The following is a 16,671-nucleotide window of genomic DNA, read 5'->3' as shown; positions in this document are numbered from 1 at the left end:
CTAACAAGGCAATTAAAACTGATGAATATATAAGTAAGGAGGCGTACACATGGCAGATATGAAACAAGATATTTTCCCTGTAGTGCACTGGTTCCCGGGGCACATGGCGAAAGCCACTAAAATGATTAAGGAATATATAAAAAAGGTAGACGTGGTCATCGAACTGTTAGATGCGCGTATTCCTCGAAGCAGTGCCAATCCTGTTATCAGTGAGCTGGTAGGTCAGAAACCGCATGTTATCGTGCTCAACAAGGCCGACTTGGCAGATAAGAAAGTCACCAAGGAGTGGATCGAGTATTTCACCGCTCAAGGCGTGAAAGTATTGGCCATTGACTCGAAAACAGGCAAGGGGAATAAACAGCTTGTAAAAGTGGTGGAAGAATTGGCTCGTCCAATCATCGACAAATGGTTAAAGAAGGGCATTCGCAGCCGTTCTGTACGCACCATCATTTTAGGGATTCCTAACGTAGGGAAGTCCACCTTGATCAATAAATTAGCCGGTGCCGCAGCAACTCGTACGGCAGATAAACCGGGTCATACACGCGGTCAGCAATGGGTTAAAATCGGCAAGAACCTTGAGCTTCTTGATACGCCGGGTGTACTCTGGCCTAAGTTGGAAGACCAGCGTGCAGCGGCCCGTTTGGCTATGACAGGCGCCATTTCTGACGATGTGTATGATTTAGAGTCCGTTATGAAGCAGTTACTTCGTCAAATTAAAGAGGCGGATCCTCAGATTTTACAGACCCGTTATAAATTGACTGATGAAGAATTGGCTGACACAGAATCTTTATTGGAAACTATCGGCCGTCGTCGAGGATGTTTAGTAAGCGGCGGTGTAGTTGATTTGGAAAAGGCTCGTCGCATCATTTTAACAGATTATCGCAGCTCTAAATTAGGTTTCTTAACATTGGATTCCGTGCAGGAAGAAGCGCTGCAAAGCGAAGACGCATCCGATGAAGAACGGGACAGCGCTCAGGAGAATGCTCCGGAGAATACAGAAGCACAGGCACATACAAGTACTGAGGAGTAGTCATGACACAAGAGGAATTTCGCAAGTTAAAAGTAGGTCAAATTAAAGAATTGCTTGACGGCTCCGTAGAGTTCGATTATTTGCTGTGGGCTCAGGAAGATTCTCGTTCTTCCGTACGTAAATTGGCCCAAGCCTATGTAATGCGGCAGAAAAAGGTGCTGTTGGAAAAACAGCGCATCGACAATCTGTATACGTATGAAAATAGTTTTTACGAAGAAGGCTTGTATCATGTGGCCGGCGTCGACGAAGTGGGGCGTGGACCGATTGCAGGTCCTGTTACTGTGGCAGCCGTTATATTACCGCCCAATTTGTTCCTAAGCGGCTTAAATGATTCTAAGAAGTTGTCGCCTCAAAAGCGTGACAGCCTGTATGATCAAATCATGGCGGAGGCAGTAGCTGTAAGCTGTATTTCTTACGGACCTGAGATAATCGACAAATTAAACATTTACCAGGCCACTCGTCAGGCTATGTACGAAGCTATCAGCACATTAAAAGTACAGGCGGAAGCAGTATTGGTGGATGCCATGCCGTTGCCGGATTTGACGGTACCTGTAGAATCCCTCATTAAGGGCGATTCCAAGAGTGCATCCATTGCAGCGGCGTCAATCATTGCGAAAGTAACTCGTGACCGCTACATGGAGTCCTTAGAAGACGAATACCCGGGTTATGGCTTTGCCGTTCACAAGGGGTATTTTACGCCATTACATCGTGAAGCCTTGGAAAACCAGGGTGTAACACCATTACATCGCAAGAGCTTTGAACCGATAAAAACAATGGTAGGATTTAAGTAGGGCGTTATACATAAAATATAAAACAAAAAATATAAAATTTTAAGAGCATGACCGTACGATTTTGTACGAGTCATGCTTTTTGCATCTCTAAAAAGTAATCGTTTCTAAATAGTAATTAATTTATGACGGGACTATGGAGGTAAATAGAGATATGGAGGTAAAAGGGATATGGGGCTAAAAGGGGAAAGAGAGAAAAGAAAGAAAGAAAAGAAAGAAAAGAAAGAAAGGAAGAAAGGAAGAAAAGAAGAAAAATGGGGCATGGAGAACAATAGGGCTATAGGGGCAAAGACATATGGCCAAAATTAATAAAATTTAATTTTCGTGAATAATAATACGAAACCGAATTAAGAGATAATCAAGCATAAAGAGATAGAAATGTCAAGATGTGACAATGACTTTAAGTTATACTTCCTCTCGAAGCTCATATGACCGGAGTTTACATTTTTATGTAATATTGCTATCCTTTACCTTAACTGAGGGGTGGAAGCATGAAGACATATATTAAATATAACAAACCGTACGATGTGGAGGGAATGTCACATCTTGAATTAGGGCGATATGGTGAAAAAATAGGACGAGATTTCTTGGAATTTAATAATTATACAATCTTGAAAACTAATCTACGCACTAAGTTCGGTGAAATAGATATTGTGGCGAAAAAGGATAATGTTTTGGCTGTTGTGGAAGTGAAGACGCGCCGGACCAAGTCTTATGGATTGCCTTGCGAAGCTGTTTCGAGGCAGAAGCAACAACATATTAAAGGTAGTTTGAATTGGTATTTACAACAAATCGCGGGTGCTTATACGTATGACATTCGCTTTGATGTAATCGAAGTGTATGTGGAGAAGCAAATCAGTCGCGTGCGGCATTTAGAAGGATGTTTTATGTGATTCGCAAAGAGGTCGATTATGTACGCAAAAACGTGTGGAATGGTTATTGTGGGGCTTGAAGGGATTCCCGTTGAGGTAGAGGTGGATATTGCCAGAGGATTGCCGTGTTTTGAGATTGTAGGACTTCCTACCGCGGCGGTTCGTGAAGCGAAGGAGCGGGTGCGTGCCGCCATTCGCAATGCAGGCTTTGAATTTCCTTTGCAACGTATTGTAGTAAACTTAGCGCCTGCAGATGTGAAAAAGGACGGCTCCGGACTTGATTTGGCCATTGCCATGGGCATATTGGCCGCATCAAGACAGCTTGTTATAAAAGGTTCCTTAGTGCAGAAGGACTTATTACGTACCGTATTTATTGGCGAATTATCTTTAGAAGGCCGAATCCATCCGGTACGTGGAGCCTTAGCTATGGCTTTAAAGGCCCGTGAGTCAAATATGGACGCGATTGTTACCGCTACGGAATGTGGCGAAGAAATGTGCTGCGGCTTCAAGGGAGCTGTTATTGTCAGCTCTTATCTTCAGGAACTGACGCATATGTTGTCTCAACCTGAGGCACTTGTCACAGCGGAACAAAAGAATATTGAAGTTGAGGGTAAAACGCAAGCATCGGAGGATTTTGCCACTGTTCAAGGGCAACAGATGGCAAAGAAAGCATTGGAAATAGCGGCGGCCGGCGGTCATCATGTGCTCCTAAGCGGCTCACCGGGAGCCGGAAAAACCATGTTGGCACGGTGTATGCCCTCTATCTTGCCAACTTTATCGGAACAGGAGCAACTCGAAATTAGCCGTATTTATAGTGTGGCCGGCATGTTGAACGGCCGAGGGCTTATGACCGAGCGCCCTTTTAGAAGTCCCCATCATACCATAACTTTGGCGGGCATGACCGGTGGTGGTGCCATTCCAAAGCCGGGCGAACTTACGCTGAGTCATGGCGGTGTGCTGTTTTTAGATGAAGCGCCTGAATTTCAACGAAATGTATTAGAGGTTCTGCGTCAGCCTTTGGAGGAAGGTGTAATTCATATTAGTCGGGCACGAGGCAATTTTTCCTATCCTTGTAAGTTTATATTGCTCATGGCCATGAATCCCTGTCCGTGCGGCTGGCGTGAAGGTGGCGAAGGTCATCATTGTACCTGCTCGGACTGGCAGATAGAAAATTATACGAAGCGGTTGTCAGGACCTTTGTTGGACCGATTGGACATGACGATCCATGTGGCACGGCCGTCTTATGAAGAGTTGGTTACGAAGGCGAAAGGGGAGGGCTCCGAAGTAATACGGCAACGCGTGATGGAAGCGAGGGAGCGTCAGCTTTTTCGTATAAAACAATATGATTTTGAAAATGTGAGCCTCAATAGTGAGTTAAGCCATAGTCAATTAATAAAATCGGCAGGTCTTACTACGGAAGGTGAAAAATTGCTGGAACATGCGTTTCGCAATTTACACATCAGCATTCGCAGCTATGACAGAATCCTGCGAGTGGCCCGTACAATCAGCGATTTACAGGGTTTGGAAAAAGTAGATGGCGCTCAGTTGGCAGAGGCTTTGACCTATCGTACGAGTTAATTTTGTTTGAGGCGCGTGAATATAAAATAGAATAGATAGAATCTACAACCGGTAATGTTTGTAGATTCAGTAGATGAAGGCATAAGTAATAGATAGGATAGTCGGGAAAAGTTGAAGTTATGTATTTAATGAACTAATAAGATATGTAGGAGTAGAGATAGTGTATGAGTGAAATAAAAGGTGATGCGCTCTATTTAGCGGCTTTCGGGTGCTTGCCAGGAGTGGGGAGTGTAACGCTAAAGCATGTATTAGAAGTATTGGGATCCCCTAAAAAGGCCTGGTCTTTAATTGCAAAAAATCGTGTAGACTGGTCGAAGTTACAATTATCGGATCGCGTACAGGGCGCTTTAAAAGATGGTGTTGTCTCATTTGATTTGGAGCGGCTGAAAGGGCAGTTGGACCGTTGGCAGATAGGTGTTATCGGCTATGATGATGAATTGTATCCGGAGGGGCTGAGAGAAATCTTCAATCCTCCTATGGTACTTTTTTATCGTGGCAATGTGAATCTTTTAAAACGGCGCGAGGCCGTGGCCATGGTAGGTGCCCGGCAGTGCAGTGTATACGGTCGCAATGTGGCAAATGTGCTGGCCTCTAAATTAGGGGCTGCCGGTGTAGTTATCATAAGCGGTGGTGCTAAAGGGATTGACTCGTATTCCCATGAAGGTGTATTGGCCGCTAACGGTGCTACTATTGCTGTTATGGGATGCGGGCTGGAACAGGCCTATCCGAAAAGCAATGTGCTCTTATTTCGGCGAATCGTGGAAGATGGAGGCTTATTGTTGTCCGAATACGGTCCCGGCGTAGGACCTAAGCCCTATCATTTTCCTATGCGCAATCGGATTATCAGCGGTTTGGCCAAGGCGGTAATCGTGGTAGAGGCAAAATCGCGCAGCGGCTCCTTAATAACGGCAGATTTGGCTATAAATGAGGGACGGGATGTGTATACCATTCCGGGCAATGTGCTCATTCCTGATTTTGAAGGCAATCACTGGCTTGTCAGTCAGGGCGCCACATTGCTCACAAGAGCGGAGCAAATACTTGAAGCCTATGGATGGGGGCGGCATGGTAAGAGCCATGTAATGTGCAATTTATTTGATGAGTCCCCTGAGGGCTCAAACACCTCCGGCGCCTATGATTTCGGGCCTGTTAAAAAAGATAGTAGCCATAATAGCACACCTATGATAAGCTTTAATGTGGAGGAGCGTAAGATTTTGGAGGCCCTGAGCAATGAACGGGAAACATCCCTGGAACGCTTGGCGGTGCTTACGAACCTTTCAGAGGGGGCGCTTCATCTGGGGCTACTGAACCTGGAACTGAGGCGATGCATTGAGCGAACTCCAACTAAGGGGTATATTATCTTAGATCTTGGGAGGAATCAGTTTGTCCATTAAACGATCCATTGTTATTGGTGAAAAAGATAAAACAAATGTAAAAAAAGAAGAGCGCCATGTAACCGGTAAAGTAGCTGTCAGCAGCAAAGCCGGGGAGAAGCCGGTTATGCAGGCTGTTGGTGAAACATTGAACACCACGCCGCGCACATATAATCCGGATGGTAAAACATTGGTTATTGTGGAATCACCGGCGAAATCTAAAACGATAGAAAAGTTTTTAGGACCGGACTATATAGTTAAAGCCAGCATGGGGCATCTGCGCGACTTACCGAAGAGTCAGCTCGGTATTGACGTAGAGAGCGGCTTTATTCCAAAGTATTCAAACCTGACAACGCGCAAGAAGCTGATTCAGGAATTGCAGGATGAAGCCGATAAATCGCGCGCTATTTTACTGGCCACTGACCCGGACCGCGAAGGTGAAGCCATTTCGTGGCATTTAGCATATATTTTAAATGTGGACGGCGGTTCAAAATGCCGTATTACATTTAACGAAATTACAAAGCATGCCGTTGCAGAGGCGATTAACAGCCCGCGTACTATCGATCAGAACATGGTGGATGCACAGCAGGCGCGCCGTATGTTGGACCGCCTGGTGGGTTATAAATTAAGTCCTTTGCTTTGGAAAAAAGTTTGTAAAGGTCTCAGCGCGGGCCGCGTACAATCCGTAGCCGTTCGCCTTATTTGTGAGCGGGAACGGGAAATTCAGGCTTTTATTCCTGAAGAATACTGGTCTATTACCGGTCAATATCAGACGGCAGGTAAGGAAAGCTTTACGGCGGAACTGACCCATAAAGGGGAGGAAAAAATTGCCATCGCCAATGAGGCGGAAGCATTAGCTATTAAAGAGGCGCTGGAAGGCAATCCGGCTGAAGTTATCAGCGTTGATACGCGAAAACGTTCACGTCGTGCTCCGGCTCCATTTACTACATCTACCTTACAACAGGAAGGTGTGCGTAAGTTGGGCTTCGGTGCGAAGCGTACGATGATGATCGCCCAGCATTTATATGAAGGTCTTGAAATAGGCGGATATGGCCATGTAGGTTTGATTACGTACATGCGTACAGACTCCACACGTATTGCGGCTGAAATGCAGAGCGCGGCTAAATCGTATATTGAGCATCACTACGGCAAAGAATATTATCCAAAAAAACCGAATGTGTATGGCACTAAGGAAAGCAGCCAGGATGCGCACGAAGCGATTCGTCCAACATCTCTTGAATTACCGCCTAATATGGTGGCACAGTTCTTGAGCCGTGATGAATTAAAGCTGTATACATTGATTTGGAATCGCTTTATGGCGAGCCAAATGGCACCGCAACAATCCGAAATTGTAACGGCTATACTAAAATGCGATGATTATACATTGCGTGCGTCCGGCAGTAAAGTTATTTTTAAGGGCTTTACGGAAGTGTACGAAGATAGCAAGAAAGATGGCGAAGTACATCTTATTCCGAGTATGGCGGAAGGCGAAACTGTTACCAATGACGTCATCGAACCGGAACAGCATTTTACACAGCCACCGGCCCGTTATTCCGAAGCTAGTCTGATTAAGACATTGGAAGAACAGGGCATCGGTCGTCCTAGTACATATGCACCGATTATTGATACTATCATTTCCCGCAACTATGTGGAACGCAATGATAAGCATTTTATTCCTACAGAGCTTGGCTTTGTAGTGGTAGATTTCCTTATTGCTCACTTTGAAAAAATCATCAATGTGGACTTCACAGCCCATTTAGAAGAAGATTTAGACCAAATTGCTACAGGGAAAGAAAAGTACCAGGATGTACTCACTACATTCTATGACGTATTCTCCGAAGAACTGGAAGAAGCGAACGAAGTAGATAAAGTGAAAATCGCCGATACGGAAAGCGATGAAATCTGCGATCTGTGCGGTAGTCCGATGGTGTATAAATTCGGCCGTTTCGGTCGTTTCCTTGCATGTTCCAATTTCCCGGAATGTAAGAATACGAAACCGATTACGGTGAGCACCGGTATTACCTGCCCTAAGTGTGGCGAAGGCACCATTGTGGAACGCAAGTCCAAGCGTGGTCGCATTTTCTATGGCTGTGATAAATATCCGGCCTGTGATTTTACACTTTGGAATAAACCAATTAACGAATTCTGTAGTACATGCGGCAGCATTATGACAGAAAAAACATATAAAAACGGAACAACTAAGAAGTTCTGTTCCAATGAGAATTGTCCTACGCAGCCTAAGCGCAAACCGCGCAAGAAAAAGGCCGATGCGGACGCAGTTGAAACAGTTGCTGAAAACATTGCTGATACAGCTGAAACAGCCACTGAAGTTGCTAAAACCACTAAGACGACTAAGACAACAAAGGTCGCTAAAGTAGCAAAAACTACGAAAGCAACAAAAGCGACCAAGTCTAAAAAAACAACGAAAGCGGCTGAGGCAACTGAAACTGACGAATAGGACCGGCTTGTTTTTAATGAAGGAGTACGATTTTGAATATAAATCCAATTACAATTATTGGTGCCGGCTTAGCCGGTTCGGAAGCGGCATGGCAGTTAGCCAAGCGCGGTATCCCGGTAAAACTTTATGAAATGCGCCCGGTGAAGCAGTCGCCGGCCCATCATACAGATAAGTTTGCAGAGCTCGTGTGCAGTAACTCATTGCGCGCCGGCAATATTGAAAATGCCGTAGGCCTGCTGAAAGAGGAAATGCGCCGTCTGGACTCACTGATTATGCAGTGTGCCGATAAGACAGCAGTTCCTGCCGGCGGAGCTTTGGCGGTAGACCGCCATTTATTCAGTGATATGGTTACAGAAACGTTGAAAAACCATCCCCTTGTAGAAGTAATCAACGAAGAGGTGACCGACATTCCTGCGGAAGGCATTGTGATTGTGGCGGCAGGTCCGCTCATGTCCGAAGCATTGGCTCACAAGGTGAAAGAGCTGACCGGTACATCTGACTTTTACTTTTATGATGCGGCAGCACCGATTGTGACGGCTGAATCATTGAACTATGACAAAGTATTTGCTGCATCCCGCTACGATAAGGGTGATGCGGATTATTTGAACTGCCCAATGACTGAAGAAGAGTACAAGGCATTCTGGGATGCTCTTACTACAGCCGATGTGGTGAAGCCGAAAGAGTTTGAAAAGGAAATGTATTTTGAAGGCTGTATGCCTGTAGAAATCATGGCCTCCCGAGGCATCGACACCTTGCGTTTCGGTCCGTTGAAACCGGTGGGACTTATCGACAAACGAGTTGGCACCGAATCTTATGCGGTGGTTCAGCTTCGCAAAGAAAATAAAGAAGCCACCATGTTTAATCTGGTAGGTTTCCAGACTCATTTAAAATGGGGCGAACAGAAACGGGTATTCTCTATGATTCCGGGATTGGAAAATGCGGAGTTTGTACGCTATGGCGTTATGCACCGCAATACGTACATTAACTCTCCCACATTATTGAATGACCGCTTCCAGTTGAAAGCGGATGAGCGCCTATACTTTGCCGGTCAGATGACAGGTGTGGAAGGATATTTGGAATCGGCCGCATCGGGCTTGATGGCCGCCTTGCAGGTAGCCCGTCAGGTGCAGAATCAGGATCCGATTCACTTCCCAAAAACGACTGCCTTAGGCGGACTCAGTCAATATATCAGTGCTTATGAAGGCAGTGACTTCCAGCCGATGAACATTAACTTCGGCATCATGGAACCATGGCCTGCAAAAGTGCGCAAGAAAAAAGAGAAGAACGCTCTTATTGCACAGCGCGCTTTAGAAGAACTGGACAAAATTAAGGAGGAATACTCTCTATGAAAACTGAATTTCATGCCACCACCATATGTGCCGTAAAGCGAGACGGTAAAATCGCTATTGCCGGCGATGGTCAGGTGACGATGGGACAAAGCGTAGTAATGAAAAATACGGCGCAAAAAGTACGCCGTCTATATAATGGTAAAGTTATTTCCGGTTTCGCCGGATCAGTGGCCGATGCGTTCACTTTGTTCGACAAGTTCGAGGCAAAATTGAACCAGTATAATGGCCAGTTGGTGCGCAGTGCGGTAGAATTGGCTAAAGAGTGGCGCAGCGACAAAATGCTCCGCAACTTGGAAGCTCTTCTCCTCGTAGCTGACGGCCAGACTATCTTGCTCGTATCCGGTAATGGTGAAGTTATCGAGCCGGATGACGGTATTTGCGCAATCGGTTCCGGTGGCAACTATGCATTGGCTGCAGCTCGTGCCTTAGCGGCCAATACGGACTTAACTGCACGTGAAATCGCTGAAAAAGCGTTGCACATTGCGGCTGACATTTGCGTATACACCAATCATAATGTCATTGTGGAGGAAATTTAATTAATGAGTATGAATAATTTTACGCCACGACAGATTGTGGCGGAGTTAGATAAATATGTAGTAGGTCAGAAGGAAGCGAAAAAGATGATCGCCATCGCTCTTCGTAACCGTTGGCGTGCAAAACAGCTTCCTGATGATGTGCGGGAAGAATATATTCCAAAAAATATTTTGCTTATCGGTCCTACAGGCGTAGGTAAAACTGAATTGGCCCGCCGTATGGCAAAGCTTGTTCATGCACCATTCGTAAAAGTGGAAGCTACCAAGTTTACTGAAGTCGGTTATGTAGGCCGCGATGTGGACCAAATGATCCGCGACCTCGTGGAAAATGCGGTGCGCATGGTAAAGGAAGAGATGATGGAATCCCAGGAGGCCAAAGCGGAAGAGTTGGCCAATCAGAGATTGCTTCAGATTTTATGGCCTAAAAAGGAAAACGAAACTTCTCGCAAAATGACGAATCCGTTGGAAATGCTCTTCAGTGCTCCGGCGGAAGAAAAAGAAGATGATGAAGAATCTGCGAAGAAGGAAAAAGAAGCTGAAGAAATGTCCGAAAAACGCGCTCAGTTCTACGAACGTTTAAAGAACGGTCTCATGGACAGCCGCGACATTGAAATCGAAGTGGAAGAGCAGACAAAAGCGTTTGCTATGCCTTTAACTGGCAGCCCTGACAATATGGGAACCGACATTACCGATATGTTGGGATCTATTCTTCCGAAGAAAAAGAAAAAACGCCATACCACAGTAGGTCAGGCGCGTAAAATCTTTATTCAGGAAGAAGGTCAAAAGCTTCTTGATATGGATGCAGTAAATGATCAGGCGATTCAGTTGGCTGAACAGGAAGGCATCGTGTTTATCGACGAGTTCGATAAAATCGCCGGCAGCAACGGTCGTTCCGGCCCTGACGTTTCTCGTGAAGGGGTGCAGCGCGACATTTTACCAATCGTGGAAGGTGCGACGATAAATACAAAATACGGTCCTATTAAAACGGAACATATTTTGTTCATCGCCGCCGGTGCGTTCCATGTGTCCAAACCGTCCGACTTGATTCCTGAATTGCAAGGCCGTTTCCCAATTCGCGTGGAACTTAACAGCTTGACCCAGGAAGACTTCAAGGAAATCTTGACTACGCCGCAACAGGCCTTGTTGAAGCAATATCACATGCTTCTCAAAGCAGATAATGTGACCATTCACTTCAAAGAAGCGGCTATCGACAAGATGGCGGAATTGGCGTATCGCGTAAACAACGAAACAGAAGATATCGGCGCTCGTCGTCTCCATACAATTTTAGAAAAATTGTTACAGGATATTTCCTTTAACGCACCGCCAAGCGAACCGGTAGACGTGGAAATTACCGCTGAAATGGTTGAAGAACGCTTAGGCAATATCGTTAAAGACGTAGACTTGTCCAATTACATTTTGTAAGACACAAGCTAAACACTTTAAACGCTGTGGGTTAAATACTATTTTATAAGAGATATGTTTAATCTTAACAAGGTAATGTAATTACGAAGTTTCTTACATACAATTTAATAATTCCAAATAAAAAGCAATCCTTAAGACTGATCGTTTAGACGATTCAATCTTTGAGGATTGCTTTTGTTTGTGTACTTGTATTTTAAGAATTATTCTATTTATATAATTTAAGACTTGCCTTTGCGTGTATAAGGTAGGGATACTTTTATTGCTTTGCGTTGAAGATACGTTTCATGCCTTTACTTAATCGTCTTAAAGGAAGAGTCCGGCCGCAGTTCCTGTTCAGGATGTTCAAAGTTTTTTAAGCGCTTGGCCGGATCTTCCAAGCTAATGATTTTGTCCAGAAAATGGCGGTGTTTCTTCAAGGAGTTCACATAGAACGGAATTGACGCATTCGGCATGTTGATTGGAAGTATGACACGGTGCGGTATGTTAATAAAGTATAAATTACTGATGGTACTGGCGAAGCTCGGTAAATTGGAGGCATTGATTAGTTCATCAAAGGCCTTATCATCCACCTGTTCAATGAAATGGGTATTTTTAAGATTGTCTACAAACTCACACCAAATCCCTAAGCGTTTACGGGAGCGGAGCAGCATGGTGAGACCGTCAAGATCAGACGCTTCGATAACTTCTTTTTTACTTAGCGGATGCGTGTCAGGTACGGAGAGAAATAATTCTTCAATAAAGAAAGGCTGACTGATTATAGTATCCTTATACATATTGTCATGCGTTATGTTTAAAGGCGTTCTTGTAATAACCAGTTGATAGGTTCCGGCCATCAAATCTTTCAACAGTTGCTCTTCTGAGTCCAAGTTGCAAATAAGACGCTCTTGCTCTATGAGGAAATTGAGCCGTTCTTCTACTTCATAAATAGGACCCGGTGCAGAGGCGCCTACATACAGGACTGTCTGCTGACTGGCAAAATGATGAATATTAGTTTTAAACACTTCACTGTGCTTTAGTAATTGTCTGGCCTGCGAAACAGTGTAATATCCCGTTTCTGTTAAGGTCATTTTATTTTTTGTACGTATAAAAAGTTGAACACCCAATTCTTCTTCCAGGCGCTGCATACTGCGTGTCAGTGCAGGTTGAGAGATCAACAGCTTTTCCGCCGCATTCGATAAGGTGCCGTAATCATTGAAGGCAATCAATTGTTCCAATAAACGCAAATCAATCATAGATTCCTCCTAAAAATGAAGATATATAAATAAGCCCATCGTTTAGTTATCGCTATATAATTTTTTGTGAACAAGAAAAAGTTTCACTATGCATTTTAATTATACCACAATAAAAAGCTCATATTGTACTATTTCTAAAAAATTCTATATTATGCTATTAGACGTTGTGTTATGAATTTAATGCAACAAACTTGATTTTCATTAAATATGATTGCATTTGATGTATAGAATATAAAGAAACTTTATGAGGATGTGTTGACTTAGAGTAAGCTTCAAGTTGTATGCTTATGATAAGTCATCTATAGAAAGGATGGCATACAGTGGAAGACGTAGTGAAAGTTCCAAATACAAACAATAGTAAGTTCGGTATGACGCTGATTATTACATTGTTGTCGTATTTTATTATTTTGATGGATAACTCCATCGTATTTACCAGTTCGTTACAGATAGGACAGTCATTAAATTTGGAACCGGCTCATTTAGCCTGGGTATCCAATGCGTATACTCTTACATTTGGCGGATTTTTATTACTGGCCGGCCGCTTATCGGATTTATTAGGACGCAAGCAGATATTTCAGCTGGGTCTTTTTATTTTTGCAGCGAGCTCTTTGGTTATCGGGTTTTCTGAAAGCGCGGCCATGCTTATTGGAGCACGTGCAGTGCAAGGTATGGGCAGTGCCATTATTGCCCCAACCAGCTTAGCTATAATTATGGATGCATACAGCGGCGAAATGCGTAACCGGGCTATTGCCTATTACGGTATGACTGCCGGCCTGGGCGCCAGTATCGGTTTATTGATTGGCGGGGGGCTCACAAGTCTGTTCTCCTGGCGCGTCGGCTTTTTAATCAATGTACCGATTGCATTGTTATTGGCCTTTTTAACATGGCGTTATATTTCCAAAGGTGAAACTGTAAAAAGCAAGATTGATTATTTGGGCAGTTTTCTTTCCGTTATCGGTATCAGCTCCTTGATCTACAGCATGACTGCTGACAGTGACAGACTTTGGTTCGCCATTGCCGGCTTTGTCCTGCTCATCGCATTCTATGTACGTGATAAGTCCATTTCTTTTCCAATAATGCCACTCACTTTATTTGCCCACAAGGTACGTTTCGGTGCCTATGTAACGCGTTTACTTTTCATGATGACTATGTTGCCATACTGGTTCCTTATTCCTCAAATGCTGCAACGCACCTATGATATTACACCGTTTGGTGCAGGGTTGGCGTTCTTGCCAATGACGATTTCCCAGTTTTTAATGGCGTTGCAAATTACACGCATTTCGAGACGGTGGAGTCAAAGCTCTATTATGATGGCCGGATCCATATTTATTCTTATCGGGATGGTGGCAACGGCATTTACAGATATCAGTCACGGGTATATACTTGCTATAGCATTACCTATGATTCCATTGGGCATGGGACAGGCCATGGTTGTTACTACGGTTACTACGGCAGGGATTTCAGATACGCCGAAAGATTTGGCCGGCGCAGCCAGCGGCATTACCAATACCATGCATCAGTTGGGCGGTCCTATCGGATTGTCGCTCATTGTGGGGGTTCATGCATCGTATAGTGAAGGATTATTGATGATGGCAGCATACACTTTGATTTCCATTGTTATTATCAAATTCTTTATTTTAGGGAGGGATTAACATGAAGTTTAAACGGATTATCGGCATAGTTGCTGCGGCTCTGTTGGTTGTTGTAGTCCTTATAATGAATAATATTATTCCTTTAAAATTGGACAATCCGTCGGCACAACCGGCGGCAACCGTTAGCGCTTCCAATGGCAGTACAGCTACAAAGCCCGGTGATACGAGTTTGAAAGGTAAAAAAGTATTAGTTGTATTTTTCTCCCGTACTCGCGGTCTTAATGGCGGCGATACACCGGCCATCGGGAATACACATCGTGTAGCTAATTTAATACAGGAAGCAACCGGGGCGGATATGTATGAAATCGTACCTGAAAAAGACTATCCTGATGAATACAGAGCTACTACAGATGTAGCCAAAGAAGAACAGGCTAACAACGTACGGCCTAAGATTAAAAATCCATTGCCTGATGTAAGTCAGTATGATGTGGTATTTGTAGGCGGACCAATCTGGTGGGGCGAATATCCTATGGTCGTTCGCACATTCCTTGACGGCGTTGATTTGAACGGCAAAACCGTTATTCCGTTTACTACCCATGAAGGTTCCGGTATGGGCAATACGAAGGAACAGTTAATCAAGCAATATCCGAATGCCCGTGTGCTTGACGGCATTGCCATTCGCGGACGTCAGGCCGGCAGTGATGAAACTAAAACGGCCGTAACGAATTGGTTGAACCAGCTTGGATTTTAAAAGTTGATAAAAAGAGTTGTTTCAGGCAGTCGTTTCAGGCAGTCGTTTAAAGCGGTTCTTTAAAGTAGTCGTTTAAAAAGTCGATTGAAAGAGTTGTTTAAAATAATTAACTCGTTTAGTAAATAGTCACGTGATTCAGTTCGCATAATGATTGGAGGGTGAGCGATGACAGGATGGACACAAATTAAAGCGGCAGGTATTTCGCTGGTACTAAGCGCTGTGCTGGCGTCGCCACTTATTTTAATACTGAGTCAACAGTTGGTTGATTCGCCTATGAATCTCTTTAGTGACAGTGTGGCTTTAATAGCCTATACAGCATGGCTTGTGGCGGTGTTGTTCATGAGTCGATGGCCTTTATTGGACATGGTGCTCCGGAAAGTGGCGCCTAAGTCGTCATTCGCTTTGCATAAGGATTTGGGGCCTGTAAGCTTATTGCTTGCGCTCTTGCATTACAGCTTGTCATTTTCCATGCATGAAAGTATTGTTTACACCGGCATTGGCGGTGGCATTGTAGTATTCATCGCCTTGCTCGCCATGGTTTCTTTAAAAGCGGGGACCATGCGCAGCTGGCTTCATCGTTTGGCAGTGGTGGGGATTTTGCTCATCTGGTTCCATGTGCATATGATTACCAGATTGTCGGCCATAACGCCGTTTATCACTCTCTTTGATGCATATACCTGTATAGCAATTCTTATATACTTGTGGTATCGGTTCATCAAATAAGATGTATATGCTGACAACTACAACAACTATAAAGACAAAAAATACATCAAGCTAATAAGTAAACAAGCAAAAACACAAAATAACAAAGTAAAAAAACAAAATAACAAAGTAAAAAAAGAGGTCGCAAGGAAATATTCCTTACGACCTTTTCACATATAAATTGATTAAAATTAAGGACTGATCAAATCTATTAACGGATGAAGTGGGTCAGTTCAGGTTCTTCATATACAGGGGCAGCCACGCCGGCTTTTTTACCGGCCTCGATGCTCTGTAAAATCCAGGCCATGTTCTGACCGAGGGTGCGCATGGTTTGCAAGCCTTCTTTATCCTGACGTACATCGTCCGGCGTGAAACCGTGTACCTGATTCCAATATTGGGATCCGATAACGATCATATTGTTCATCATGAAGTATTTGTTCAGACGGTCAAATGCGGCACTGGCGCCACCACGGCGACAGGATACAACGCCTGCGGCCACCTTTCCGGCCATTTTAGCCGCGCCCATAGTGGAGAAGAACAATCTATCCGCAAAGGAGCAGAGCTGTCCGGATGGAGCGGCGTAATACGTAGGCGATCCTAAGATAAGACCGTCAAATTCGTCAAGACGGGCGGCAATTTCATTCACGCCGTCAGTATTGAATACACATTTGCCCGTTTTGAAGCAATGTTGGCAGTTAATACAGCCCGGTATGGACTTCTTGCCAATCCAATAAATTTCAGTGGCCACACCGTTCTTATTCAGTGTTTGGCTCACTTCTTCCAGCGCAGTATACGTACAACCGTGCTGATTTGGACTACCGTTAATCAGTAAAACCTTACTCATGATAAAATCCCCCTTCATACCTATGAAACTTACTAAATCTATGTAACACTCCCTAATGTGTTATTTACGTCTCCGCTTTTTCTTTGGCGTAGAGCCCTGTTGATTAGCTGTTGCATTACCTTTGGCAGCACCGGTACGCGCTGTCGCTTT

Annotated in this window: 15 protein-coding genes; 13 read left to right on the top strand and 2 right to left on the bottom strand. The window is 44.3% G+C overall.

The window, feature by feature from the left end:
- The first annotated feature begins 49 nt into the window (after window positions 1-49).
- The 10 genes from ylqF (at window position 50) to hslU (ending at window position 11,400) form a co-directional block, all read left to right on the top strand.
- Entirely contained in the window at window positions 50-1,030 is a 981-nt protein-coding gene (ylqF, locus tag KHZ77_RS01755) for a ribosome biogenesis GTPase YlqF (protein ID WP_295195047.1), read from the top strand.
- 2 nt (window positions 1,031-1,032) lie between these two features.
- The gene (locus tag KHZ77_RS01750; protein WP_295195046.1) at window positions 1,033-1,821 is read left to right on the top strand and encodes a ribonuclease HII; all 789 of its coding nucleotides are present in this window, start codon (window positions 1,033-1,035) and stop codon (window positions 1,819-1,821) included.
- A gap of 168 nt (window positions 1,822-1,989) precedes the next feature.
- Entirely contained in the window at window positions 1,990-2,127 is a 138-nt protein-coding gene (locus KHZ77_RS01745; RefSeq protein ID WP_295195044.1) for a hypothetical protein, read from the top strand.
- A gap of 182 nt (window positions 2,128-2,309) precedes the next feature.
- The gene (locus KHZ77_RS01740) at window positions 2,310-2,711 is read left to right on the top strand and encodes a YraN family protein (protein ID WP_295195040.1); all 402 of its coding nucleotides are present in this window, start codon (window positions 2,310-2,312) and stop codon (window positions 2,709-2,711) included.
- An 18-nt stretch (window positions 2,712-2,729) separates the two neighbouring features.
- Window positions 2,730-4,268: a YifB family Mg chelatase-like AAA ATPase gene (locus KHZ77_RS01735; protein WP_295195039.1), complete on the top strand. Its 1,539-nt coding sequence runs from the start codon at window positions 2,730-2,732 to the stop codon at window positions 4,266-4,268.
- A gap of 164 nt (window positions 4,269-4,432) precedes the next feature.
- A complete protein-coding gene (gene dprA / locus KHZ77_RS01730) occupies window positions 4,433-5,659 on the top strand; it encodes a DNA-processing protein DprA (protein WP_295195037.1) in 1,227 nt (408 codons plus the stop codon).
- Window positions 5,649-8,096: a type I DNA topoisomerase gene (topA, locus tag KHZ77_RS01725; RefSeq protein ID WP_295195035.1), complete on the top strand. Its 2,448-nt coding sequence runs from the start codon at window positions 5,649-5,651 to the stop codon at window positions 8,094-8,096. Before dprA ends, topA begins: the two co-directional genes overlap by 11 nt.
- 32 nt (window positions 8,097-8,128) lie before the next feature.
- A complete protein-coding gene (gene trmFO, locus KHZ77_RS01720; protein WP_295195033.1) occupies window positions 8,129-9,445 on the top strand; it encodes a methylenetetrahydrofolate--tRNA-(uracil(54)-C(5))-methyltransferase (FADH(2)-oxidizing) TrmFO in 1,317 nt (438 codons plus the stop codon).
- Window positions 9,442-9,981, top strand: a complete 540-nt coding sequence (hslV, locus tag KHZ77_RS01715) for an ATP-dependent protease subunit HslV (protein ID WP_295195031.1) — start codon at window positions 9,442-9,444, stop codon at window positions 9,979-9,981. The genes trmFO and hslV overlap by 4 nt, the downstream gene beginning before the upstream one ends.
- Window positions 9,982-9,984: 3 nt before the next feature.
- Window positions 9,985-11,400, top strand: coding sequence for an ATP-dependent protease ATPase subunit HslU (gene hslU / locus KHZ77_RS01710; RefSeq protein WP_295195029.1), 1,416 nt, complete (start codon window positions 9,985-9,987; stop codon window positions 11,398-11,400).
- Between the two features lie 290 nt (window positions 11,401-11,690).
- On the opposite strand, the gene KHZ77_RS01705 is transcribed toward hslU, so the two are convergent.
- Complete coding sequence (locus tag KHZ77_RS01705; RefSeq protein WP_295195027.1) at window positions 11,691-12,632, bottom strand: LysR family transcriptional regulator; 942 nt, start codon at window positions 12,630-12,632, stop codon at window positions 11,691-11,693.
- 320 nt (window positions 12,633-12,952) lie between these two features.
- Here KHZ77_RS01705 and KHZ77_RS01700 point away from each other — a divergent pair, with 320 nt between their 5' ends.
- From KHZ77_RS01700 to KHZ77_RS01690, 3 genes are all read left to right on the top strand, one after another.
- Window positions 12,953-14,284: an MFS transporter gene (locus tag KHZ77_RS01700; protein WP_295195024.1), complete on the top strand. Its 1,332-nt coding sequence runs from the start codon at window positions 12,953-12,955 to the stop codon at window positions 14,282-14,284.
- A gap of 1 nt (window position 14,285) precedes the next feature.
- On the top strand, window positions 14,286-14,975 hold the full coding sequence (locus tag KHZ77_RS01695; RefSeq protein ID WP_295195023.1) for a flavodoxin: 690 nt from the start codon (window positions 14,286-14,288) through the stop codon (window positions 14,973-14,975).
- Between the two features lie 165 nt (window positions 14,976-15,140).
- Window positions 15,141-15,698, top strand: a complete 558-nt coding sequence (locus KHZ77_RS01690; protein ID WP_295195021.1) for a hypothetical protein — start codon at window positions 15,141-15,143, stop codon at window positions 15,696-15,698.
- 190 nt (window positions 15,699-15,888) lie between these two features.
- Here the strand turns inward: KHZ77_RS01690 and KHZ77_RS01685 are convergent, their stop codons facing one another.
- The gene (locus KHZ77_RS01685; RefSeq protein ID WP_295195019.1) at window positions 15,889-16,521 is read right to left on the bottom strand and encodes a flavodoxin family protein; all 633 of its coding nucleotides are present in this window, start codon (window positions 16,519-16,521) and stop codon (window positions 15,889-15,891) included.
- Window positions 16,522-16,671 lie beyond the last annotated feature (150 nt).

This window comes from Veillonella sp. (assembly GCF_018364065.1).
In the GTDB taxonomy this organism is placed as follows: domain Bacteria; phylum Bacillota; class Negativicutes; order Veillonellales; family Veillonellaceae; genus Veillonella_A.
This window is presented reverse-complemented; position numbering and strand designations above follow the sequence as displayed.